Origin of the sequence: Psychrobacter sp. K31L (assembly GCF_017942195.1) — a bacterium.
Taxonomy (GTDB): Bacteria; Pseudomonadota; Gammaproteobacteria; order Pseudomonadales; family Moraxellaceae; genus Psychrobacter; species Psychrobacter glaciei.
This window is the reverse complement of sequence record NZ_JAGKSC010000007.1, coordinates 78,018-102,683: the sequence shown is the minus strand read 5'-3', so window position 1 is coordinate 102,683 and position 24,666 is coordinate 78,018. Positions and strand designations below refer to the sequence as shown.

18 protein-coding genes are annotated in these 24,666 nt (G+C 45.8%); 14 read left to right on the top strand and 4 right to left on the bottom strand.

Translation table 11 applies throughout. From position 1 onward, the window contains the following. Positions 1–180 precede the first annotated feature (180 nt). The 4 genes from J5X94_RS11495 to J5X94_RS11480 form a co-directional block, all read right to left on the bottom strand. Positions 181–2,070 (bottom strand): phosphomannomutase, encoded by a 1,890-nt coding sequence (locus J5X94_RS11495; protein ID WP_210541347.1) that lies wholly within the window; start codon positions 2,068–2,070, stop codon positions 181–183. A 102-nt stretch (positions 2,071–2,172) separates the two neighbouring features. Further along, entirely contained in the window at positions 2,173–2,637 is a 465-nt protein-coding gene (gene dut, locus J5X94_RS11490; protein ID WP_010198884.1) for a dUTP diphosphatase, read from the bottom strand. A 145-nt stretch (positions 2,638–2,782) separates the two neighbouring features. Further along, entirely contained in the window at positions 2,783–4,186 is a 1,404-nt protein-coding gene (gene mgtE / locus J5X94_RS11485) for a magnesium transporter (RefSeq protein WP_228293244.1), read from the bottom strand. A 141-nt stretch (positions 4,187–4,327) separates the two neighbouring features. Continuing rightward, positions 4,328–6,361 carry a UvrD-helicase domain-containing protein gene (locus J5X94_RS11480; protein ID WP_194620361.1) on the bottom strand — a complete coding sequence of 678 codons (2,034 nt, stop codon included), beginning with the start codon at positions 6,359–6,361 and terminating at the stop codon, positions 4,328–4,330. 800 nt (positions 6,362–7,161) lie between these two features. Here J5X94_RS11480 and ndhC point away from each other — a divergent pair. The 14 genes from ndhC (at position 7,162) to J5X94_RS11410 (ending at position 24,526) form a co-directional block, all read left to right on the top strand. Next, positions 7,162–7,785 (top strand): NADH-quinone oxidoreductase subunit A, encoded by a 624-nt coding sequence (gene ndhC, locus J5X94_RS11475; protein WP_010198891.1) that lies wholly within the window; start codon positions 7,162–7,164, stop codon positions 7,783–7,785. 175 nt (positions 7,786–7,960) lie between these two features. Then, positions 7,961–8,629 carry a NuoB/complex I 20 kDa subunit family protein gene (locus tag J5X94_RS11470; RefSeq protein ID WP_010198893.1) on the top strand — a complete coding sequence of 223 codons (669 nt, stop codon included), beginning with the start codon at positions 7,961–7,963 and terminating at the stop codon, positions 8,627–8,629. 106 nt (positions 8,630–8,735) lie between these two features. Beyond that, the gene (gene nuoC / locus J5X94_RS11465) at positions 8,736–10,511 is read left to right on the top strand and encodes an NADH-quinone oxidoreductase subunit C/D (protein ID WP_210541346.1); all 1,776 of its coding nucleotides are present in this window, start codon (positions 8,736–8,738) and stop codon (positions 10,509–10,511) included. Between the two features lie 183 nt (positions 10,512–10,694). After that, positions 10,695–11,204 carry an NADH-quinone oxidoreductase subunit NuoE gene (nuoE, locus tag J5X94_RS11460; RefSeq protein ID WP_194620359.1) on the top strand — a complete coding sequence of 170 codons (510 nt, stop codon included), beginning with the start codon at positions 10,695–10,697 and terminating at the stop codon, positions 11,202–11,204. Beyond that, positions 11,201–12,625 (top strand): NADH-quinone oxidoreductase subunit NuoF, encoded by a 1,425-nt coding sequence (nuoF, locus tag J5X94_RS11455; protein ID WP_201593098.1) that lies wholly within the window; start codon positions 11,201–11,203, stop codon positions 12,623–12,625. The genes nuoE and nuoF overlap by 4 nt, the downstream gene beginning before the upstream one ends. Positions 12,626–12,635: 10 nt before the next feature. Further along, a complete protein-coding gene (nuoG, locus tag J5X94_RS11450) occupies positions 12,636–15,752 on the top strand; it encodes an NADH-quinone oxidoreductase subunit NuoG (protein ID WP_210541345.1) in 3,117 nt (1,038 codons plus the stop codon). 52 nt (positions 15,753–15,804) lie between these two features. Beyond that, complete coding sequence (gene nuoH / locus J5X94_RS11445) at positions 15,805–16,797, top strand: NADH-quinone oxidoreductase subunit NuoH (RefSeq protein WP_189586605.1); 993 nt, start codon at positions 15,805–15,807, stop codon at positions 16,795–16,797. Between the two features lie 55 nt (positions 16,798–16,852). After that, positions 16,853–17,401, top strand: coding sequence for an NADH-quinone oxidoreductase subunit NuoI (gene nuoI, locus J5X94_RS11440; RefSeq protein WP_189586455.1), 549 nt, complete (start codon positions 16,853–16,855; stop codon positions 17,399–17,401). Next, positions 17,398–18,129 (top strand): NADH-quinone oxidoreductase subunit J, encoded by a 732-nt coding sequence (nuoJ, locus tag J5X94_RS11435; protein WP_194620353.1) that lies wholly within the window; start codon positions 17,398–17,400, stop codon positions 18,127–18,129. The genes nuoI and nuoJ overlap by 4 nt, the downstream gene beginning before the upstream one ends. Positions 18,130–18,227: 98 nt before the next feature. Continuing rightward, positions 18,228–18,536, top strand: a complete 309-nt coding sequence (gene nuoK / locus J5X94_RS11430) for an NADH-quinone oxidoreductase subunit NuoK (RefSeq protein ID WP_025653102.1) — start codon at positions 18,228–18,230, stop codon at positions 18,534–18,536. Positions 18,537–18,540: 4 nt separating this feature from the next. Next, positions 18,541–20,415, top strand: coding sequence for an NADH-quinone oxidoreductase subunit L (gene nuoL, locus J5X94_RS11425; protein ID WP_210541344.1), 1,875 nt, complete (start codon positions 18,541–18,543; stop codon positions 20,413–20,415). A gap of 1 nt (position 20,416) precedes the next feature. Next, positions 20,417–22,045 carry an NADH-quinone oxidoreductase subunit M gene (gene nuoM / locus J5X94_RS11420; protein ID WP_210541343.1) on the top strand — a complete coding sequence of 543 codons (1,629 nt, stop codon included), beginning with the start codon at positions 20,417–20,419 and terminating at the stop codon, positions 22,043–22,045. Positions 22,046–22,048: 3 nt separating this feature from the next. Then, positions 22,049–23,527 carry an NADH-quinone oxidoreductase subunit N gene (locus tag J5X94_RS11415; RefSeq protein ID WP_010198916.1) on the top strand — a complete coding sequence of 493 codons (1,479 nt, stop codon included), beginning with the start codon at positions 22,049–22,051 and terminating at the stop codon, positions 23,525–23,527. Positions 23,528–23,692: 165 nt separating this feature from the next. Then, a complete protein-coding gene (locus tag J5X94_RS11410) occupies positions 23,693–24,526 on the top strand; it encodes a ferredoxin--NADP reductase (RefSeq protein ID WP_416346180.1) in 834 nt (277 codons plus the stop codon). The last annotated feature ends 140 nt before the right edge of the window (positions 24,527–24,666 follow it).

Sequence of the window (24,666 nt, the reverse complement as noted above, 5' to 3'; positions counted from 1 at the left end):
AAAATAGTCTCTGTCAGTGCCATGGTCGAATGTTCAACGCGCCTTAATTATTCTCAGATATGCTGGTCTTTATAATGATAAAAAACAATTTATACAAGGATTGGTAGCGAGATTTTATGTCAGCGGCTAGGCAATGATGATAATGAAAAAAGTTAATTCAATCAAAGTCAGCTCAAAGAGCTATTCAGAGAGAAGTGCTGCAATCTGCTCTGCCAAGTGTTTATCAAATGGGCGACACAGCGCGACGAAGCGGGCTTGTATGTCTTTTAAATCTGTAAGGCTGTCACCAGCAAAGCGCACGGTCAAATGATGACTGGTGTTTGATTGGCGTAATACACCAAAACCATGAGCAAAATCTAAGCGCACGCCGTCAATACAGGTCAGCTGCGTGCCGCTTGGTAATAACTGCTTTGCTTGTGCTAACGTTGTTTGCTTGACGCTCGATGATACACAAGTGCATTGTGATGAGACATAAGCCGCAGTCAGTGTGCTGTCGAGGTCGTCAGAAGGTGCGGCAACCAAACACTGCAAATAACAACAAAATTCTGCCAATTGCTGCACGATTGGGCACTGCAAAGGCGCTCTACTGGGTAAAGGTAAATAATGATCTGCTGTACTGACCAACATCGGTAATTGATGGGTAATATCAGTCAAGCGAATAGGGCGTGACTGCTCAATCGGCTCACCCCATAAACCAACAGCAGCCGATGATTTGTCACGATGCGTCGCTGTATAGGCCAACCAATGTAGTAGGCGCAAGCCTGCATACATCGCATCATCATGAGCAGTAAAATAACCATCGTTAAAAATAAAGTGCCCAGACAGTTCGCCTGCGAATAAGATTTGACTGTCATCGGCCTGTAGCTGTTGACGCATTAAACTACTGCCAGTTTTACTCAGGATCGGAGTCGCTCCCAAATCGCTTAAGAGAATAGGCAGATGGTGTGAGCATTTAATATCGAACAGCACTTGCGGGGACGAGGTATGAGTTTGCCATGTCTCTGGACGCTCGCTCATGGCGACTGAGGCGAGCAAATACAGCAAATGATCGGGCATGACTATTTTACCACTGTTGTCGACGATCATCAGTCTATCGCCATCACCGTCGAATGCTAGACCAATATCAGCAGTATTAACGATGACATTTTGTTGCAACTCTGCCAATCGATTCGGCTCAGTAGGGTCAGGGTTACCCATGGGGAAGTTACCATCAGGGGTGTCATTGATGATGATGACGCGCTGGCAGAAAGTGGTAAATAAGGGCAGGGCAATCCTGCTAGTGGCCCCATGCATACAGTCAATAACGATGGTGAGATCAAGCTTTTTAAAGGTTCGTTTGTTACTAGCCGATAGGTTTTGCTTGGGATAAATACTGACAAATACCTCGGCAATGGCATCAATATAAGGCGTTGCCACAGTGTCAGTCGGCAAGCCAATGACCGATAGCACTGAAGTTGCCTGTTTGTCATTACTTTGGCTAGTACTTGGAAGCTTAAGGCTGTCACTATTACTGTCGATCTGATTGTGGTGTTGGTTGGTATCAAACGCTATCAAATCTTGATAGAGCATCTGAATATCTTTAGCACTAGGAGAAGTATTGCCGACCAGCCATTTGAGACCTAAGATGCCTTTTGCAGAATGACTGGCGGTGACCATGATGCCATGTCCAGCGTATTGCTCGGTCCAAAATGCCATCATCGGTGTCGTAATTAACCCTAAGTTAATCACTTGGAGGCCTTGCTTTTGTAGGATCGATGCCAACGACTGAGCCATACTGTCACTACCACAGCGCACATCATAGCCGATGATGACCGTGGTTTCTTTCGGCTTATGATGCGGTTTAACGTTGCTGTTAGCAATGGGGCTACTAGAAATGGGGCTACTAGAAATGGGGCTACTAGAAATGGGGCTATTAGAAATAGGTTTGCTACGTTGTTTCGCATTATGGTTTTTATAAAGTCGCACAAATGCGGCGCCCAAAGCCTGTATAAAATCAGGAGTAAAGTACTGCTCGTCGCCGCGAATATCGTAAGCACGAAATAAGGATTGCTGCGTCGCAAAAAACGGCATGGCTTTACTCTCCTTATCGTCGTGGTTGATATTGTCGTGATACATGCAAAATGGCTAGCCAGTGATTATCTATACGGTGATTATCTATACAGATTAATCGTCTTAGTGACGACCCGAATGTCCAAACCCGCCAGCACCGCGTACGCTTTCATCACTGAATTCTGCGACAACTTCAAACTCAGGACGGACAACAGGCACCACGATATATTGCGCCATACGTTCTGCTGGATTGAGCACAAAGTCGTCTCCACTGCGATTCCAAATACTAACCATCAGCTCACCTTGATAGTCCGCATCAATTAATCCGACCAAGTTACCCAAGACGATACCGTGCTTATGCCCAAGCCCTGAGCGCGGCAAAATCATACCAGCATAGTTGGGGTCTTGAATATAAACAGCGAGACCAGTACCGATCAAATGCGTTGCGCCTGCTTTAATGGTCAAAGGCTCATCAATGCAAGCACGTAAGTCGATACCAGCACTGCCATCGGTGGCACGAGTCGGTAAGGAAAACGCTTTATCTTCAACGATTTTAGGATTTAACACTTTTACTTGTACAGCTTGCATAACGCACTCACTTAACGATTTGATGGTTTTTAAATTGTGATTTTGAACAAAAGTTATTCAAGATTTCTATGTAACAAGATCTCTATGTAAATAGCATTTCTATATGTTGACTGGGTAATTATTGATTCAGTCACTTAATATTCGATTAAAGTATCAGCACACTCGCCAAGCCCAAGAATGACATAAAGCCGACGATATCGGTTACTGTGGTCAAAATAACAGAAGCAGATAGCGCAGGGTCGATATTCATCCGCTTTAGCATCAGCGGTATACTAATACCTGAAACATTAGCGGCGGTCATGTTAATCGCAATCGCAAAGCCAATCACGGCGCTGATTTTGATATCATCAAACCATAATTGGGCAATAAATGCCATGATTATCGCCCAAATGATACCGTTTATCGCACCAACCCACAGTTCTTTGTTTAGGAGCCAGACACGGTTAGAACCACCAATTTGACCCATTGCCATACCACGGATGACAACCGTGAGTGTCTGTGAGCCAGCGATACCGCCCATACTGGCGACTACTGGCATGAGGATTGCCAGTGCCACGACTTGTGCCAATACTTCCTCAAACTGTCCAATCACCGCTGCCGCCAAAAGCGCGGTACACAAGTTGATGCCCAGCCAGACACTACGGCTTTTGGCACTGGTTAGGATAGGTGCAAACAACTCTTCATCTTGACTGACACCAGCGAGGTTTTTCATGGTGCTATCGACATCATCTTGGATAATTTCCATGATATCTTCGCCATTTAACTGACCGACCAATTCGCCATAACTGTTAATCACAGGCGCGAAACGAATGTCTTCTGAACGAAAAATCGCAGCGGCATCTTGAATGTCTAAACGATCATTGATCGTAATGGCTGTATCAATCAGCGCTGACACCAACGTGTTTTGCTCATGCTTAATCAAATCGACCAGACTCAGCAGTCCAAGTAATTGCTGGCTTTGATCGACGACCAGTAGCTCTTGGCTTTGGTCATCAAGCAAGTCGTCGTTTTCGCGTAGCCAGTGCTGTACATCAGAAAGGTGGATGTCATCTCTTATCTGGATAATGTCAGGATCCATGTAACTACCTACTTCCCAGTCGGCATAAGTATCCAGTTTATTAACTTGGACACGAGTCTCTTCATCCAGCGTTGCCATGACTGAGGTACGCACGCTCTCAGTAACGGTGTCCAAAATTTCTGAGATGTCTTGGGCGTCAAGGTCTTGGGTAAATAACGAGATTTCTTGAGAAGAGATATTCTCCATCAATGGCTGGCGCGTATCGTACTCTAGTTCTGCAAGCACTTCACCTTTAATGTTCTCTGGTACTTGCTCCCAGATTAGTAGACGGTTTTGAGTGGGAAAAGACTCGAGTAGGTTGGCAATTTCATATTCCGACTGCTTCTCTAAAAACTCAGTAATCGCCTCATAAGCTTTATCAGCAACCAAACCCTGCAAGTACAGCAGTTTATATTCGGCGCTATATTCCGCCGGATTATAATCTCCTGATAGCATAGAGGGGCGTTCCTGATTGGGCGTCTGGGTAGGCATAAGGGTTCCAATATTTTTAGAAGATAGAAATGATATCGTCAAAGTCTCTGTAAATGATTACAGCGTTAACTTTGTTTAATGTGCTAATTGATGACACGCCCTAATATTGCTTTGCAGCCATCAATAGTGCTAATGCTGAGATTAGCGCTTACCCAGTAACGCTCGAATATTGGCCAAATATTCGTCAGCGACGGCTTCTGGGTCTTTGGTCGCCTTTTTCTTTTTCGCTTTGGCAGGCCAATCAATATGATCCTCAGGCAGCTCATCCAAAAATCTTGATTCTGAGGTGACGCGCATTTGTCCGCCAGCACGGCGCTGGGTCGCGAGCGTCAGTGTCAGCTCACGGCGTGCACGGGTAATGCCTACGTACATCAGACGGCGCTCTTCTTCGACCGTCTCGCTCATGATAGAGTTGCGATGCGGCAGCATTTCTTCCTCAAGCCCCATGATGTAAACAAAATCAAACTCCAGACCTTTTGCGGCATGCAAAGTCATCAAGTTAACTTTATTAGTGTTCTCTTCTTCTTGCTGTTGCTCAAGCATATCGAGCAACACTAGCTTACGGATAATGGTATCAATCGTCCGATCTTCATCTTCTTCAGCACGATTGATCAAAGATTGAATACTGGTATAAAGCATATCAATATTATCGATACGGTTCTTTTCTTGTTGTGGCGTTTTGGCATCGCTACGGACAAAGTCAATATAACCGGTCTCATCAATCATCTGGCGCACGATTGGCACGGGGTCAGGATGTTGATCCAACTCGCGGGTATAATGCTCGATGAATTCACCAAACTCTTTTATCGTGCCATAAGCCTTCGATGGCAATACGTGAGCAAGACCAGCGTGCGTGCAAGAGGCCAATAATGAGATGCTATGCTCTTGCGAAAATAAACCAAGCTTTTCGAGGGTCGCAGGTCCCATACCGCGCTTAGGCGTATTGATAATACGCAAAAACGCGCTGTCGTCTTCGGGGTTCAAAATCAGACGCAGATAGCCCATGATGTCTTTGATTTCACTACGCGCAAAGAAGGACTGACCGCCGGACAACTTATAAGGCACTTGCAACTGACGCAATTGCGCTTCCAACATGCGCGCCTGAAAGTTACTGCGATAAAGAACCGCGTACTGCTCCCACTCATTACCAAAGCGTAATTTGTGAGTGACGATCTCTTTTGCCACGCGCTCGGATTCGTCGTCATCATTACGACAGTTGATAATGCGGATTTTTTCGCCTTGACCTTTGTCTGACCACAGTTTCTTTTCGAATAAATGCTCGTTATTCATAATAACGGCGTTAGCAGAGGTCAAAATACGCGTGGTCGAACGATAGTTTTGCTCTAGCATGACGATTTTTAGTTTCGGAAAGTCTTCTTTGAGCAGCGCCATATTTTCAGGCTTAGCACCACGCCATGCATAGATAGATTGGTCATCGTCACCCACGACGGTAAAGCGCCCTTGCGGTCCGACCAGATATTTAATCATTTCATACTGCGCAGTATTGGTGTCTTGATACTCATCGACCAATAGATAGCGAATGCGATTTTGCCATTTATCACGCAGCTCTCTGTTTTCACGCAGTATTTTGGTCGGTAATACAATCAAATCATCGAAATCGACCGCATTATAAGCGCGCAAATTACGCTCATAAAGCGCATACAAGGTCGCAAAAATCATATCTTCTGGATCGTCTAAGGTTTCCATCGCCTTGTCAGGTTCAATCAGATCGTTTTTCCAATCAGAAATCATTTTAATGGCTTTACCAACCAGCTCGCGACTTTCAGCCCCGCTTAAGTTATCACGCATCATCAGCTCCATCAGCAAACGCTTACTATCGTCGCTGTCCATGATGGAGAAGTTGCCTTTTAGCGGCGTATGAATCAGCTCATAGCGCAAAAACTGCAAGCCAAACTGGTGAAAAGTTGACACGGTCAGTCCGCGCATTTTTTCACTTGGTAGCAGCTTGCTCACCCGCGCTTTCATCTCACGTGCCGCTTTATTGGTAAAGGTCACCGCCGTGATGCGCTCAGCTGGCATGTTGCATTCTTCGATCAGGTAGGCAATCTTACGCGTAATCACTGAGGTCTTACCGGATCCGGCACCTGCTAGTACGAGTAATGGACCAGATACGTAGAGCATCGCTTCTTGTTGTTTGGGATTAAGTTGACTCATAACGTGACCTGTAAGACAAAAGCAAAAAAGAGGGTAGAGCTGATAGTATCGTGGCTAAACGAACGCGGCGTGTATGATTAAAGTCGATATCGTGGCGATATTTTTAATCAAATTAATCAGGCAATTAAAGTAATAGGGTGTGCTGTTTATTGAAAATGTGCCATTAAAATTGGCTGGGTTATTATAAAGCAAAAACCATAACTTTGGGTAAGGAGTTGGCTGATGACAATGGCATGATAAAGCATGCAATATTTAGCAGCAACGCTACTGATGACGGTTGGCAATAAAAAGTAAGGATTTGGTGTTAATATAAGGTAACGTCTATATCATAATTTATAGATAAAAAAATATGTTTTTTTTGCTTATAAAGTGACCGTCCAATGCAGTTAAAAACTAGCTTTTGAACCATGATATGCGTATAGTACGTAAATAATTTATGCCAGTTGTCACGTCACTATTGACCACGTGTAATGAGCTATTAAATCAATTAAATAAAACATCAAATATGATATTGATTTAATACGTTGATCTTACGTTGTTAGAAGATGCGTTAGGCGACCAGCTTTCTCCGCGCGCGTATCGGGATTCTACAGTTGGGCACGTCTGACACCGTCGTCAATAAGCTTGATAATTGGTTATTACCAGCACAGTACCTATAATCATCATCGAATTACTGATAAAGAGTGACTCGATGACAGTTACTTTGTGTTTTCGTCTGCGTTACGCCTGTCGCAAAATTGCCTTAATGGGTATATCTGCGCTGCGCTTGACACTCGATTGGGTGAGGAGCACGTATTATCATGTCTGCTTTTAATTGGTCAGCAGTTGCGTTTATTTTAGCCGCTATTGGGCTAGTTGTTTTTATGCTGGTCGTTCCGCGCTTGCTTGGCGGTCGCTCTCAGGGCTCACAAAAAGAAGAAGTATTTGAAGCGGGTGTTGTCGGATCTGGCAACGCCCGTATTCGTTTGTCTGCCAAATTCTACTTGGTCGCCATCTTCTTCGTCATCTTTGACTTAGAGGCGTTGTACTTATACGCCTATGCGGTCTCCGTTCGTGAAACTGGCTGGGCTGGGTTTATTGCGGCGGCAACCTTCATCATTGATTTGTTAATCGGTCTGGTATACGCTTTAAGTTTAGGGGCGCTAAACTGGGCGCCTGCTGACAAACTGCGTAAAAAAGCACGTCTCTATGCTGCGCCTGCGCCCTTTAATTGGGCGGATATCACTAAGTTTGATGGTGTCGATGAGCTGATGGTCGACCCGACGGGTAAGATACCAGCGCAGTCTTCAGGACAGATTAACGTCTCTAACAATATTGAGACCAATCGCCGTCATTTACAGAACATCGATCATATTAATACCACGGGTAACGTTACTTCTGTGGACTTTGCGACGTCTGCACAGCCAGACAAAGCGGGGCGTTAATGCCAGCTGTTGATCTTAGCTTATAGCGTTCGTAAAAAAGATGAGCAGCCAGATATAAAAACGTTTGTTTATATTGATGATCGTTGATGATTAGCCACTTATTAATAATAGAAGTTATGGCGCTAGTGCTGGCAAGATGATTGCCCTGCTGAGCCTAATATAAAGGTTGTATGTTATGAAATACACATTAACAAAAGCCAACCCTGATGCAGATGTCTATCCTGCACAGACCAGTCAAACGGTCAACGATCCTATCGAAGACGAAGTCAATAAAAACGTCTTTATGGGTCGCCTAGAAGACCTCGTTCACTCGACTGCAAACTGGGGGCGCAAGCACTCACTGTGGCCATTTAACTTTGGTACCTCTTGCTGTTATGTCGAATATGCCACTACTCTGACGGCGGTTCATGATTTGTCACGCTTTGGGGCAGAAGTTATTCGCGCCTCACCGCGTCAGGCAGATGTGATGATCGTCGCTGGTACTTGCTTTGTCAAAATGGCACCCGTTATTCAGCGTCTTTATGAGCAAATGCTTGAGCCAAAATGGGTCATCTCGATGGGGGCTTGTGCCAACTCAGGCGGCATGTATGATATCTATTCGGTCGTGCAAGGCGTGGATAAAATCATCCCTGTCGATGTCTATGTACCAGGTTGCCCGCCGCGTCCAGAAGCGCTGATTCAAGGCTTGATGCTACTACAAGAGTCTATTACCAAAGAGCGTCGTCCGCTGGGCATTCATGTCAATGAGCAGGGTATCTACAAGCCACAAATGACCCCTGAGCGTGACCGTAAGCAAGCCGATCGTATCGCGGTCAAAAACTTGCGTAGTCCAGACAGTATTTAGATTCTAGATAGTATTTAGATTCACAGTAACAACCTCAACGTTTTATACGCTCATCACAGTGTAGTTATGATGAATCAGTTATGATTAATGAAGGAATACATCATTCATGGTCACGGTAGTCGAAAACATAGATCCTAAGATTAAGCCTGTTCCAGCCGTTATCAAAGAGCTGGAGCATAAATATGCCGGTAAGTTCGTGGTGCAGCACACTGTTGATGATATTCCAACGGTTTGGGTAGCGCGTGCTGATTTGCTGGATATTCTCTTATTCCTACGTAAATTGCCTAAGCCTTACGTCATGCTATTTGACTTGTCAGCGATAGATGAGCGCTTGCGCCAACATCGCCAAGGCATGCCTGACAGTGACTTTACGGTGTTTTATCACTTGATGTCGTTTGAGCGTAACAGTGATGTCCGTATCAAGGTCGCGCTGAGCGAAGACGACGTCAATGTACCGAGCGCTACGCAGATTTGGCCAAATGCCAACTGGTACGAGCGTGAAGTATGGGATATGTTCGGTATTGTCTTTACGGGACATCCTCATTTGACCCGTATCTTATTGCCAAAATATTGGGAAGGTCACCCACTGCGCAAAGAGTATCATGCGCGAGCGACTGAATTTACCCCGTATTTCTTAAATACGGCTAAGCAGCAATACGAGCAAGAAAACCTGCGTTTCGTCCCAGAAGAATGGGGCATGAAGCGTTCAGGTCGTGATGAAGACTTTATGTTCTTAAACATCGGTCCTAACCATCCCTCTGCTCACGGTGCCTTCCGTTTAGTACTACAGCTGGATGGTGAAGAAGTCGTCGATTGTATCCCTGATATCGGCTATCACCATCGCGGCGCAGAAAAAATGGCGGAGCGTCAAACGTGGCACTCATACATTCCTTATACCGACCGTATTGATTATCTCGGCGGTGTGATGAACGAGCTACCGTACATTATGTCGGTCGAAAAGCTTGCTGGGATTACGATTCCACCGCGCGCTGAAACCATCCGCGTGATGATGAGTGAGTTTTTCCGTATTACCAATAACTTGCTATTCGTCGGTACTTTCATTCAGGATGCGGGTGGTATGACCCCTGTATTCTATATGTTTACCGATCGCCAAAAAGCCTATGACGTCATTGAAGCGGTGACTGGCTATCGTATGCATCCCGCTTGGTTCCGTATTGGCGGTACTGCTGCTGATTTGCCACGTGGCTGGCAGCGTCTGGTGCGTGAGTTCCTAGATTGGATGCCAAAACGCTTGGACGAGTATGTCAAAGCGGCATTACAAAACAGTGTGCTCAAAGGCCGTACTCAAGGTGTTGCACAATATAATGCCAAGCAAGCATTGGCTTGGGGCGTCACTGGCGCTGGTCTACGTGCCACTGGTGTGGATTTTGATCTACGCAAAGCACGTCCCTATATGGGCTATGAAAACTACGACTTTGAGATACCAGTTGGCTACAACGGCGATGCTTATGATCGCTGTATGGTAAAAGTTGAAGAGATGCGCCAGTCGTTACGCATCATCCGTCAATGTATGGATAACATGCCACAAGGTCCATACAAGGCAGACCACCCATTAGCCGTGCCACCACCAAAAGACCGTACGCTAAACGATATTGAGACCTTGATTAATCACTTTATCTCCGTATCTTGGGGTCCTGTGATGCCAGCGGGTGAGTGTACGACGATTGTAGAAGCGACTAAAGGTCTCAACAGTTATTACATTACCTCAGATAAGGCGACGATGAGCTATCGCACCCGTATTCGTACACCGACATTTGCGCATTTGCAGCAGATGCCATCAGTCATTAATGGTTCGCTCGTCTCTGATGCCATTATGTATTTGGCATCGATTGATATTGTGATGGCGGATTGTGATCGCTAGTGCTTTAATCTAAGAATAGTGCTTTGCTCAAAGAATTATAGTTTTGAAAAAAGATAAGTTAATCAATATATTACTGCCAAATGGCACACCAAAATGCTGTAATATTTCAGTGCAATGATAGTCAGTGTTTAGACAGTCAATGTAGTGTGATAAAGCGTGATGAGTGAGGAAAGATAGAAGATTATGAAAATTGTTTCCGACAAAATGCCAAAAGTAGATGTGGCAAGTATCCTCACTGCTGAGGAAATTGCTGCCATTCATGAGTTTATGCATCATTACCCACAGGCGCGTGCCGCCTCGCTAGATGCGCTGAAAATCGTGCAAAAGCGCAACGGCTGGGTCGATGATGCGCAAGTGAATGCCATCGCTAATATCTTAGATATTCCGATGTCAGATATGGACGGCGTTGCCACGTTTTTCAACCGTATCTATCGTCAGCCTGTCGGTCGCCACGTGATTCTTATTTGTGATTCAGTGGCTTGTTATTTGACAGGTTATGAGGTGTTATCGGCTGAAATCAGATCGCAACTAAACATTGAGTATGGTCAGACGACCACTGATGGTCGTTTTACGCTATTACCGATTTGCTGCTTAGGTAACTGTGATAAAGGGCCTGCGGTGCTGATAGACGAAGACACTTATGGCCCTGTCCAGCCCTCCGAGGTCGCGCAATTATTGGAGCTATACGCATGAGTTTAACGATTTCAGAGCAAATTGCTCGTCGCGGTCAAGGCCAAGCGCCAAGCCAGCTAAATGCACAGCGTGTTCCAATCTATGGTGATAAAGAGACAGCTACCAGCGAAACCAAGCCTTTGACTTGGCGTTTGGCGCATCATGATGCCGTGCTTGATTTATCCACTTATGAATCTCTAAAAGGCTTCACTGGTTTAAAAGAAGCCTTATCTAAATCACCCAAAGCAGTCGGTGATATGATTAAAGCTGCCAACGTCAGAGGTCGCGGCGGTGCGGGCTTTAACGCTGGTTTAAAGTGGACATTCATGTCACCGCCCGATGGTTTGCCGCGCTATCTTATCTGTAATGCTGATGAGATGGAGCCGGGCACCTTTAAAGACCGTCTACTGATGGAGCGTCTACCACTTCAGCTTATCGAAGGTATGTTGATTACTGCGCATGCTATCGGTGCAACTGACGGTTATATCTTTATCCGCGGTGAGTACATTTTAGCTGCTCAGCGCTTGGTTACTGCTATCGAAGAATGCTTGGCCAATAATCTAATGGGCGATAACATTCTTGGCTCAGATTTTAGCTTTAATCTGCATGTACATACTGGCGCTGGGCGCTATATATGTGGTGAAGAAACCGCATTGATTAACTGCTTGGAAGGTCGCCGTGCTAATCCACGTACCAAACCACCTTTCCCGCAAATCTCTGGTGCATGGGGCAGACCAACGGTTGTCAACAACGTTGAGACCTTGTGCAATATGCCTGCGATTCTAAATCATGGCGTCGAATGGTATCAGTCGTTGTCTGACGTTAAAGGCAAAAGTAAAACGCCAGGCACGAAACTGTTTGGTTGTTCAGGCTTGGTCAATGACCCCGGTTTGTGGGAGCTACCATTTGGTTATACCGCTCGTGAAATCATCGAAGATTTGGCGGGTGGTATGAAAGACGGCAAAAAGCTTAAAGCATGGTTGCCGGGCGGCGCATCGACTGACTTTTTGACGGCTGATCATTTAGATGTGGTTGTAGACTTTGACACCATTCAAGAAGCGGGTAGCCGTATGGGTACGGGGCTGATTATGGTCGTCGACGAAGCGCAAGATATGGTGCCGCTATTACGTAATCTCGAGATTTTCTTTCAGCGTGAATCCTGCGGTTGGTGTACACCATGCCGCGATGGTCTGCCGTGGGGCGTTAAACTGCTTACCGCTATCAATGATGGTGAAGGGCAAGTGGGCGATGTCGAAAAACTAGAAGGCCTGACGCGTGACTTATGGATTGGTAAAACATTCTGTGCGCATGCACCGGGCGCGATGGAACCACTGATGAGTGCGATTAAATATTTCCGTCCTGAATTTGATCAAAAAATCGCGCAGGCGGTTGGTGTCGATGTCATTGATGCGGCAGCCAATCAACAGCCAGAAGTGAAATAAGGAGAGCGGCATGGCAGTCATACATATTGATGGAACCACTGTCGAAGTAGATAGCGCAGATAACTTGCTACAAGCCTGCTTATCACTCGGCATTGATGTGCCGTATTTTTGTTATCATCCAGCCCTTGGCTCAGTAGGCTCGTGCCGTCAGTGCGCGGTCAAGCAATTCCAAAACAAAGAAGACATGGAAGCAGGTCGCGGTCGTCTCGTGATGTCATGTATGGTCGCTCCTGGCGATGACATGTACATCTCGGTCACTGATGACGAAGCCAAAGCATTCCGCAAGTCGATGGTTGAGCTACTGATGACCAACCATCCACATGATTGCCCAACTTGTGAAGAGGGCGGCCATTGTCATTTGCAAGACATGACCTATATGTCAGGTCATAGTCGTCGTCGTTATCGCTTTACCAAACGCACGCATCATAACCAAGAGCTTGGCCCATTCATCGCGCATGAGATGAACCGCTGTATCGCTTGCTATCGCTGTGTACGTTTTTATAAGGACTATGCGGGCGGTGAAGATTTGGGCGTTTATGGCTCAAATAACCGCGTCTATTTTGGCCGTGATAAAGATGGTCAGTTCGAAAGCGAGTTTTCAGGTAACTTAACGGAAGTCTGCCCAACAGGCGTCTTCACTGATAAAACACATTCAGAGCGTTATAATCGTAAGTGGGACATGCAGTATGCGCCTAGCATCTGTCATGGCTGCTCGGCTGGTTGTAATATCTCACCGGGCGAGCGATATGGTGAATTGCGCCGTATCGAAAACCGCTATAACGGTGAAGTAAACCGTTACTTCTTATGTGATCGTGGTCGCTTTGGTTATGGCTATGTCAATCGTGACGATCGCCCAACCCAAGCGCTTGAACGTATCAATGATAAACATGTCAAAATCAATATCGATTATGCATTAGATGAAACCATCAAGCGTATCAAAGATAAAAAAGTCATCGGTATCGGCTCACCACGTGCCAGTCTAGAGACTAACTTTGCGCTAAAAAATCTCGTTGGCTTTGATAACTTCTCAACGGGTTTGAACCATCAGCAGCAAGCACTGGTCAATAAATGTATCGAAGTGCTCAGCACCGAAGGTATTTATAACCCAAGCATGACAGACATTGAAAGCCATGATGCGGTATTAGTATTGGGTGAAGATATCACGCAAACTTCATCACGTGTCGCGCTGTCAGTACGCCAAGCTGCAAAAAATGAAGGCCTAAAAATGGCAGCGGCTTTGCAAACGCAACCTTGGCTTGCTGAACCTGTTAAGCGTATTGCGCAAGATGCGCTAAGCCCAGTTTATGTCATTGACGTGGTACAGACTAAGCTAGAAGATATCAGTAAAGTGAGCGTGGTCGCGACCCCTGAAGACATTACTAAACTTGGCTTTAAGGTCGCTGATGAGATTGCAAGCTTTGCTGATGATCTAACAGAAATAGCAGATCCGCAAGCGGCTGAACAAGATGCCAATATTGATACCAGTACTGAGACTGACGGTATGCAAGCGTTAGCGAAGCAAATCGCTTATGACTTGATCCAAGCAGACAAGCCACTGGTCATCTCAGGTAGCAGCTTGTCTTCTACCGCATTGATAGAGGCAGCTGCACAGATTACTCAGGCATTAACGCAAAAACGCTCGGCAATCAAAGCGACTGAACAGCATCAAGTTGAAACGCACAACGCCAAAGTAAATGCGGCAACGCAACAAGCACAAACCGATCAGCCTGAAGAAGACCAAGAGCTATCAGCCAAACCAAATAAGCCTGAAACGGGTGTGAATACAGAAGTGCAGGACGATATAGAGCGTGAGCCTGCTGAAAAACTTGAGCTGAAAGAAGTAAACAATAAGTATCAGGCACAAGCAGGTATCTACTTAACGGTTACCGATGCTAATAGCATGGGTGTGTGCATGCTCGGCGGACAATCAGTCGAAGAGCTGTTAGCCACTGATTTTGATGTGGTTATTGTCGCTGAAAATCAGCTGACTGATGCCATCGATGCCAATAAACTGACGCAGTTACTATCTGATAAAACCGTCATTGCACTCGATCATCAGCTACTTGATTGGCATAAAGACGTCGATATCGTATTGCCAGCGGCTAGTTTTGCAGAAGCAGACGGTACGTTGATATCTGCTGAAGGCCGTGCGCAGCGCTTCTTCCAAGTTTACGATAACGAATATTATCATCCGATGAGTAGCATCAAAGAAGGCTGGCGCTGGTTGCATGCAGTGCATAGCAGCATCGAAGGTCGTGATGTCGATTGGACGCAGCTAGATGATGTCATCAATGCGTTGATTGCCACGCATCCTAAGCTTGCTGGTATCAAAGGCGCTGCGCCTGATGCTGACTATCGTATGACGGGTCTTAAAATTGCTCGTCAGCCACGTCGTTACTCAGGTCGTACCGCTATGCGTGCGCCGATTTCAGTGCACGAGCCAATGCAGCCAAAAGATTTGGATACGGGCTTAACCTTCTCAATGGAAGGTTATAGCGGTAAAGAAACGCCAAGCTCGATGATTCCTTTTGCCAATGCGGCAGGGTGGAACTCACCGCAAGCGTGGAACAAATACCAAGACAAAGTCGGCGGTCATCTGAAAAATGGCGATCCAGGTGTACGCTTATTTGATCAGCTAGCACGTTTAGAAACACGTCAATATGTTGCGCCAGAAGCGATGTCTGCGACGACGACTGATATGCAGCAAGGCCAAGCGAAGCTAGTGCCTATCTATAATATCTATGCCAGTTCCATGATGGCATCTCGTAGTCCAATCGTCGCTGAGCAACTACCTGTTGCCGCATGGCGTATCGGTATGGATGATGCTAAAGACTGGAATATTGCTGCTGGTGATTACTTGGCGATTGAGATTGATAAGCAACAAATCACTTTGCCAGTACAAATAGTCGGTTATTTAGCGGAAGGTTGTATCGGTTACCCAGTCGGGCAAGTGAGCATCATTCACCCATCGATGCCAGCGTCGGTACGTAAAGTTGATGCGCCAGTGACCATGATGGGTAGTATGGCTGACGATAGTTCTTTGATAAATAATGATGCTGGAAACAGCATGAACGATAATAATGCCGCGCAAATGAATACAGCGCCGACCATCACACAGGAGGTGTAATATGCAAGTTACCCGTATTATCCCTGATGTGCCAAGCTTTTTGGCGAGTAGCATGAGCTTTGATGCTTGGTCTATTCTTTTTTTGGTCAGCCAATCGCTGGTCATCTTTTTGGTAGTGGTCATCGTTGCCGCTATGATGATTGTCTATGAGCGCCGTATGTTGGCTTTGTGGCAAGACCGTTACGGTCCAAACCGAGTTGGGCCTTTTGGCTCATTGCAGCTGGTCGCAGATATGCTCAAAATCTTCTTTAAAGAAGATTGGACGCCAAATTTCACCGATAAGTTTATGTTTACCTTGGCACCTGCGGTCGCAATGTTTACCGCATTGGCCTCATTTGCCATTATTCCTATCTCACCAACACTTGGTGTGGCTGATTGGGATATCGGTATCCTGTTCTTCTTTGCCATGGCCGGTATTGCTGTCTATGCAGTGATGTTTGGTGGTTGGGCATCTGCTAACAAGTTCTCGTTATTGGGTGGCTTACGTTCAGCGGCGCAAACGATTAGTTATGAAGTCTTCTTAGGTTTGTCGTTGATGGGCGTCGTCGCTTTGACCGGTTCTTTTAATTTACGTGAGATTGTCGAGTCACAAATTGACGGCTGGTATATCATTCCGCAGTTTTTTGGATTTTTGACCTTTGTGGTCGCTGGTGTGGCCGTGACGCATAGGCATCCATTTGATCAACCAGAAGCAGAGCAAGAGCTTGCCGAGGGCTATCATGTCGAATATTCTGGCATGAAGTTCGGGATGTTCTTTATTGGGGAATATGTCAACGTCGTATTGATTTCAGCATTGATGACTTGTCTGTTCTTTGGTGGTTGGCTTGCGCCTTTTAATTTAGATATTCCATTTATTCCACCAGCTTTTTGGTTCATGATTAAGACGCTGTTCTTTATGACCATGTTTATTTTGGCTCGAGGCTCACTCATGCGTCCGCGCTATGATCAGGTGATGAACTTTGGCTGGAAAGTCTGCCTGCCGGTAACGTTGATTAATTTATTGGTTACTGCCGCAGTCATTTTGATCTTTTCGCCAACGTTGTAATCATTACTAGCCATCATTGATGAACTAGGGTAAAGCTGATAAGGATAATAATCCCATGTTTACTAGCATAAAAAAGATCGTCATTGGCCTATTTACCATTGTCCGCAGCATGTGGATGGTCAATAGTCATGCGATTAGACCGCGTGACACCATTCTTTATCCTGAAGAGCCGGTACCTGTACCACCGCGCTTTCGTGGACGCATCATATTGTCTCGCGACCCTGATGGTGATGAGCGCTGCGTTGCTTGTAACTTATGCGCCGTGGCATGTCCGGTCGGCTGTATCTCATTACAGAAAGCGGAACGTGAAGACGGTCGTTGGTATCCGGAGTTTTTCCGAATTAACTTCTCGCGCTGTATCTTTTGCGGCCTATGTGAAGAAGCCTGTCCGACAACAGCGATTCAAATGACGCCCGACTTTGAGCTGGGTGAATATAAGCGCCAAGATTTGGTTTATGAAAAAGAGCATTTGCTGATTTCAGGACCAGGTAAGTATCCCGATTATAACTATTATCGTGTGACGGGTATGGCAGTCGCGGACAAACCAAAAGGCGCGGCACAAAACGAAGCTGCACCGATTGATCTAAGGAGCTTGCTGCCATGATGAATATTTTGAATAGTCCTGAATTGGCAGGATTTTATGCACTTGCTGCCGTGGCTATCTTTGCCAGTCTACGAGTAGTCACCCATGCCAATCCGGTACATGCAATTTTGTCGATGATTGTGTCTTTACTAGCAGTCGCTGGCATATTTTTCGTACTCGGTGCGCCATTTGCTGGTGCGCTAGAGATTGTCGTATACGCTGGGGCAATTCTGGTGCTTTTCGTGTTTGTCATCATGATGCTCAATTTGGGCATGCGTAATGATGAGCGTGAAGAGCGCTGGCTTGATGCGGGCACTTGGGCTGTACCGACAGGATTGACCATTATTATTGCGGTTGTGCTCTATGCGATGATTGGTCTCAATCACGACGAAGCTGCTGTTATTGGCGGGGTCAGTGTTTCCTCTAAAGCGGTAGGTACTGCATTATTTAGCAAATATATTATGTTGGTAGAAATCGCTGCTTTACTATTACTAGCTGCGCTAGTGGCTGCTTATCATGTGGGTAAAGAGTCATCCGATGATGAAATTGTCGGTAATGACAGTCAAGACTTTAAGCCTAGTGTGGGCAGTATCAAGCAATACGATAACGAAAGCACTCATACAGAATATGATGCGGTAAAAATGGCTAAACCCTACGAATATAAAGATGTCGATCCGCATGACTACGTTGGTAAGAAGGTAAGTATGCAAGTGGGTATGAAGAAAGTCACGCGCAAGGAGTCAGACTGATGGTACTAGCAGCAAGCGTGGCACAAGATGTGTCGAACGTGCCGTTTGCCCACGAGGTGGCAGGCTTAGTACAGCCGGTTGCTGAGGCGCAAAATGTACTGGGTATGATACCCATGAGCCATGGACTGATTTTGGCAGGTATTTTATTTGCCATTGGTCTATGCGGCGTCATGGTACGACGTAACTTCCTATTTATGCTAATGAGCCTTGAGATCATGATGAATGCGGCAGCATTAGCATTTGTAGTGGCAGGCAGTCGCTGGGTCGATCCAGATGGACAAATTATGTTTATCTTTATTTTGACGTTGGCCGCCGCTGAAGCCTCTATTGGTCTGGCAATATTATTGCGTTTTTATCATCAGCGTGGGCATCTCGATGTCGATAGCGCCAATGAGATGAAAGGATGATGTCATGAGTTTATTACCATTAACCTTTATATTCCCGCTCGTTGGCTTTTTAATTTTAGCCTTTATGCGTGACAAATTATCAGAGCAAGTGGCCGCGATGGTCGGTGTTGGCAGTATGCTGCTATCAGCACTATGCACATTGGTGGTCAGCTATACTTTTTTAACCAGCAATCCAGCAGGTACGGTCATTGAGATTCCGCTATGGACATGGTTCCAAGTGGGAGACTTTGCACCAAACTTTGGCTTGAGCTTTGACGGTTTGGCATTGACGATGACGGGTGTTATTACCGGCATTGGTTTTTTAATCCATCTGTTTGCCGCTTGGTATATGAAAGGCGACACTGGCTTTGCCCGTTTCTTTAGCTATATGAACTTGTTCGTCGCCAGCATGCTATTGCTGGTATTGGCGGACAATTTATTTTTGCTTTATCTCGGTTGGGAAGGCGTCGGTATCTGTTCTTACCTTTTGATTGGTTTTTATTATCATGATAGAGCCAATGGTCGCGCAGCGATGAAAGCCTTTACGGTCACGCGTGTTGGTGATGTGTTCTTAGCGTTTGGTTTGTTTTTATTGTTCCGTGAATTTGGTACGCTTAATATTCAAGACATTATTACGCGCGCGCCAGAAGTCTTTGACATCAATAATCCAACGATGATGCTAACCACCATGATGTTGGTCGGCGGTGCAATGGGTAAGTCAGCACAGTTGCCATTACATACTTGGCTTGCTGATGCAATGGCAGGTCCGACACCGGTATCAGCGCTGATTCATGCGGCAACGATGGTAACGGCAGGTGTTTATCTGATTGCTCGTTTACATCCATTGTTTGAGCTGACGCCTGGTATCTTATTGTATTGGGTTGGCGGTGTAGGGGCATTGACGTTAGTCGTTGCTGGATTCTGTGCGTTAGCGCAAACTGATATTAAACGTATCCTTGCCTATTCAACCATGAGCCAAATTGGCTATATGTTCCTAGCGCTCGGCGTGGGTGCTTGGCAAGGTGCGATCTTCCATTTGATGACGCATGCTTTCTTTAAAGCCTTGTTATTCTTGTCATCAGGTGCGGTAATTCTTGCAGTACACCATGAGCAAAACATCTTTAAGATGGGCGGCTTACGTAAAAAGATACCATTGGTATTTTGGTGTTATATCGTTGGTGGCGGTGCACTTGCAGCGATACCTTGGGTCACCGTTGGTTTCTATTCTAAAGAAGCGATTCTTTGGGAGACCTATGCAACTGGTCACATGGTCTTATTTTATATGGGTGTATTCGGTGCTTTCTTAACGGCACTTTATACGTTCCGTATGATTTGGATCATATTCTTTGGCGAAGAAAAAACGCCTGCGCACAAGTTGTCAGGGATATCTTATTGGCTGCCGCTGACTGTATTGCTGGTGCTATCAACTGCGGTTGGCGCATTGATTACGCCACCATTGCAAGGGGTGCTGCCAGAGAGCGTTGGTCATTTATTAGAAGTTGCTGGTCAAGCGCATGCCAAGCACACCGCAGAGTATATCGCGATGGGTGCAATGGCGGCAGGTTTGATATTGGCGGCACTATTATATGTCGTGGATAAAGGTCGTCTGCTTACCAGCTTTAAGCGCTCACGTATTGGTGGGGCGCTATATCACTGGTGCTATCACGGTCTAGGCTTTGACGCGCTATACGATATAATTTTTGTAAAACCCTTTTTGTTCATCGGCCGCTTATTTAAAGCCGATCCTGTTGATAAAACGTGGCTTTTATTACCTAAGCTGGCTTCAGCAGGTAATAAGATATTGTCTGCGACGCAAACAGGGTCACTTCGAGGCTACGCTACAAGCTTTGGCTTGGGTATTGCTGTATTGCTGGTGCTGGTAATGATGACGGTGGTATAAGATGATAGAGTTACAACAAACGTGGATGCTACCAGCATTGATTGCGATTCCGTTTATTGCAGGATTGCTATGTTGGTTGGTAGAGCGAGTTAATAAACGTCTGCCGCGCTGGATTGCTTTAATCGGTATGACGTTGACCTTTGTATTGTCACTGGTACTGTGGCAATACGGTGATTTTGGCGGTATGAGCAAACAGGTGATTGCACCAGATTCGGCTGTGCCTTGGGTCGCTGAATTTAGTGTGCCGTGGATACCGACTTTTGGTATTAGCTTTCATTTAGCCTTAGATGGCTTGTCGCTCATGATGGTGGCCTTAACCGGTCTACTGGGTATTGCAGCGGTTGCCTGTTCGTGGAATGAGATCCAACGTCGTGTTGGTTTCTTCCATCTGAACTTGCTATGGAGCTTGGGTGGTGTCATTGGTGTTTTCTTAGCCATTGACCTGTTTTTGTTCTTCTTCTTTTGGGAGATGATGCTGGTTCCTATCTATTTCTTGATCGCCATTTGGGGTCATGATGTGGTCGGTGGCAAGACCAAAGAATACGCGGCAACCAAGTTCTTTATCTATACCCAAGCGTCTGGGCTTATCATGCTCATTGGCATATTGGTATTGGTCATTATCAGCTACGCGCAAAAAGGCGTGGTCAGCTTTAATTACAATGATTTGCTCGGTACGTCGCTCGGCGGTTGGGAATACCCCATCATGCTATGCTTCTTTATTGGCTTTGCGGTCAAGCTGCCGATTGTTCCTTTTCACGGCTGGCTACCTGACGCGCATGCGCAGGCACCAACGGCTGGTTCGGTTGATTTGGCAGGGGTACTGATTAAGACGGCTGCTTATGGTTTGATTCGTTTTGTCTTACCGTTATTCCCAGCAGCATCACAAGATTTTGCGCCGATTGCGATGACTTTAGGTACGATTGGCATCTTCTATGGTGCTTGGTTGGCCTTTATACAAACCGATATGAAGCGTTTGCTGGCTTATACCAGTATCTCGCACATGGGTTTTGTGGTCTTGGCAATCTATGCTGGCAGCTTACTCAGCTTGCAAGGTTTGATGATTCAGATGTTAGCGCACGGCTTAAGTTCGGCAGCATTGTTCATCATGGCAGGGCAGTTGTATGAGCGTCTGCATACTCGTGATTTAACCTTGATGGGCGGCATGTGGGGACAATTCCGCTACTATGCACCCATACTGATGTTCTTCTGTGCCGCCTTATTGGGTATCCCAGGTACAGGGAACTTCATTGGTGAGTTCATGATTTTATTAGGTGCATTTGCCCAGTATCCTGTGTTTGTGGTATTAGCCACTTTCAGCTTGGTATTGGCAGGATTGTACTCGCTGATCTTGATCCATCGTGCATTATTTGGTACCAATAATATTGAAGCATTGGCCATGCGCGAGACCAAATCACACGGTTTGCCGAACCGCAAATTAAAAGATTTAGGCAAACGTGAGCTGTCGTTATTACTGATGTTGGCCGCTGGTTTGGTCTGGCTCGGACTGTATCCACAGCCGTTCCTTGATACCTCAAGCCACGCTATGCAGTGGATCAATAATGCCTATATATATAGTCAAGTGACACAAGTAGATGCATCGCAGCTGCTTGATGCAATGGAGGCACGTTAAGTCATGAATGAATTTACGATGAATGATTTGATGGGACTGATGCCTTATGCACCGATCATTGCCGTCGTCATTACGGTATTGTTGGTAATGATCGCCATCACCATTAAACGCTCACATATTGTGACGGGTACTATTACGGTCGTCGGCCTAAACATTGCTCTGTTTACTTTAATTGGGCAAATGGCAGGCATAATCACCAGTGGCTCTGAGTTACCAATCGCTGAACAGCTTTTTGTGATTGATAACTTCGCGCAGTTCAACATGGTGGTAATACTGATCTGTGCGCTGGCTTGTTGTACTTTATCTTACGCCTATTTGGCCGATTTTAAAGACAATAAAGACGAGTTGTATTTGCTGATGCTGCTATCGACCACGGGCGCGCTGCTCATGGTGTGTGCTCAGCATATGGCATCGTTCTTTATGAGCTTAGAGCTGCTCTCAGTACCGTTGTACGGTCTGCTGTCTTATACTTACATGCGCAACCGCTCGCTGGAGTCAGGACTTAAATATCTGGTACTGTCAGCGACGGCATCGGCCACCTTGCTGATGGGCATGGCCTTTATCTATGCACAAGTTGGCTCATTGGCTTTCAAGCCGATTAGCATCATGCTGGTCGATGTATTTGAGTCGCCATTATTAATACTTGGCGCGGCAATGATGATGTTCGGTATTGCCTTTAAACTGTCGGCAGCACCGTTTCATATGTGGACGCCCGATGTTTACGAAGGCGCACCTGCACCTATCGCGACTTTCTTAGCATCGGTATCCAAAGTTGCTATGATGGCGCTGGCGGTACGATTCTTAATCGATACCTCTTTATTGGCGTTACCGTCGGTACAAATGCTATTGATGGTCATGGCGACATTGTCTATCTTGGCAGGTAACTTGTTGGCGGTTCGTCAAACCAGCCTCAAACGTCTATTGGGTTATTCTTCAATTGCGCATATGGGTTATGTGCTGATCGTGATCGTCAGTATTGGTTCAGCCGCAGATAGTATCTCTAGCATGTATATGGCGGTTTATGCCTTTACCTCTATCGGTGCCTTTGGTGTCGTGACCTTGATGTCGAGCCCTTATCGCTTGGCTGGTGAAGCGGATGAGCTGACCCACTATCAAGGACTGTTTTGGCGTCGTCCAGTGTTGACTGCTGTCATGACCATTATGATGTTGTCATTGGCTGGCATTCCACTAACGGCAGGCTTTATCACTAAGTTATTTGCCATACTAGCTGCTGTACAAGGAGCCAATTGGTTCTTAGCAGCGATGATTATCTTAGGTAGTGCGATTGGCTTATTCTATTACTTACGTGTCTTACTTACACTGTTCAAACGTCCTAAGCAATTCATTGAGTTTGATGTTTCTGGGCAATGGGGCATTCGCACTGGTGGTATTATGGTGATAGCGGTGACTGCGATGATAGTCTTCTTTGGTATCTTGCCGAACACGCTGATTGAATGGGCAAGTTTGGCACGTATTTGGTAATACCATTATAGATGTAAGGTAAGTCGCCGCATTTGTATGGTGCTGCTTATCTGCTGTTACGCTTAGAAAACCCAGGTGCGCCAGCTTTATGATAAGCTTGGCGCATCTTTTTTTATTGTTTAAATTCTTATAAAAATAAATTTAATAAAGTATAAGTGACGAATGATTATGAGTGACAATATCCAAACCGTAACTGTTCTGAGTAAGACTACTTGGACACCAAATCTGTTTAGTTTTACGGTCAGCCGTCCTGACAGCTTTAAATTTACAGCGGGTCAATTTGTACGTTTGGGCGTCAACCCGAGTCAATTACAGTATTATCAGCAGCAAGATGAGGCCTCTAGCGATGTATCTGATGCTGCATTAAATGAAGATGTTTTTCGTGCTTATTCGATTATTTCTTCTCCCTTTGACGAGGTGTTAGAGTTTTTCTCTATCGTCATTCCTGATGGTGCGTTTACTTCGCAGCTGCAACATTTACAAGTGGGCGATGAGCTATTGCTCAATACGATGCCGTTTGGTTTTTTAACCTTAGCGCGTTATCAAAAACCATTGCCCAAAGATTTATGGCTGCTCGCAACAGGTACTGGCCTTGCACCATTTTTATCCATGCTACAAGACTTGCAAACGTGGCAGGACTACGAGCACATTGTATTAGCCTATAGTGCGCGGTCGATAGAAGAGCTGGCTTATGTGGATAAGATAGAAAGTCTACAAGAAGACTTTGGCACGTTAGTAGATAATCCAGCCAAATTAATCTTCATTCCTATTGTTACTCGTGAGCCAGTTGAGGGCGCACTGACAGAGCGTCTACCAAAACTGCTATTAGACGGCACGCTACAAGAGCGAGCGGGCATAGCGTTAGACACTGATAGCACGCATGTCATGCTGTGCGGCAATCCAGACATGGTAGAGGATACCAAAGAGACGCTAAAGTCATTGGGGTTGGTGATGAATCGTCGCGGTGAGGGCAATATTGCGGTCGAAAACTACTGGTAGTCGTCTTATCTCTTTATGCTAATGAAAATTGGCTCGATAAAAACAAAAACGCTGACTCTTAAAAGACCATAGTCTCCAAGAGTCAGCGTTTTTTGTGAGCTAAAAGTATAGTCAGTGAAAAGTAATATCGATACGTCAGG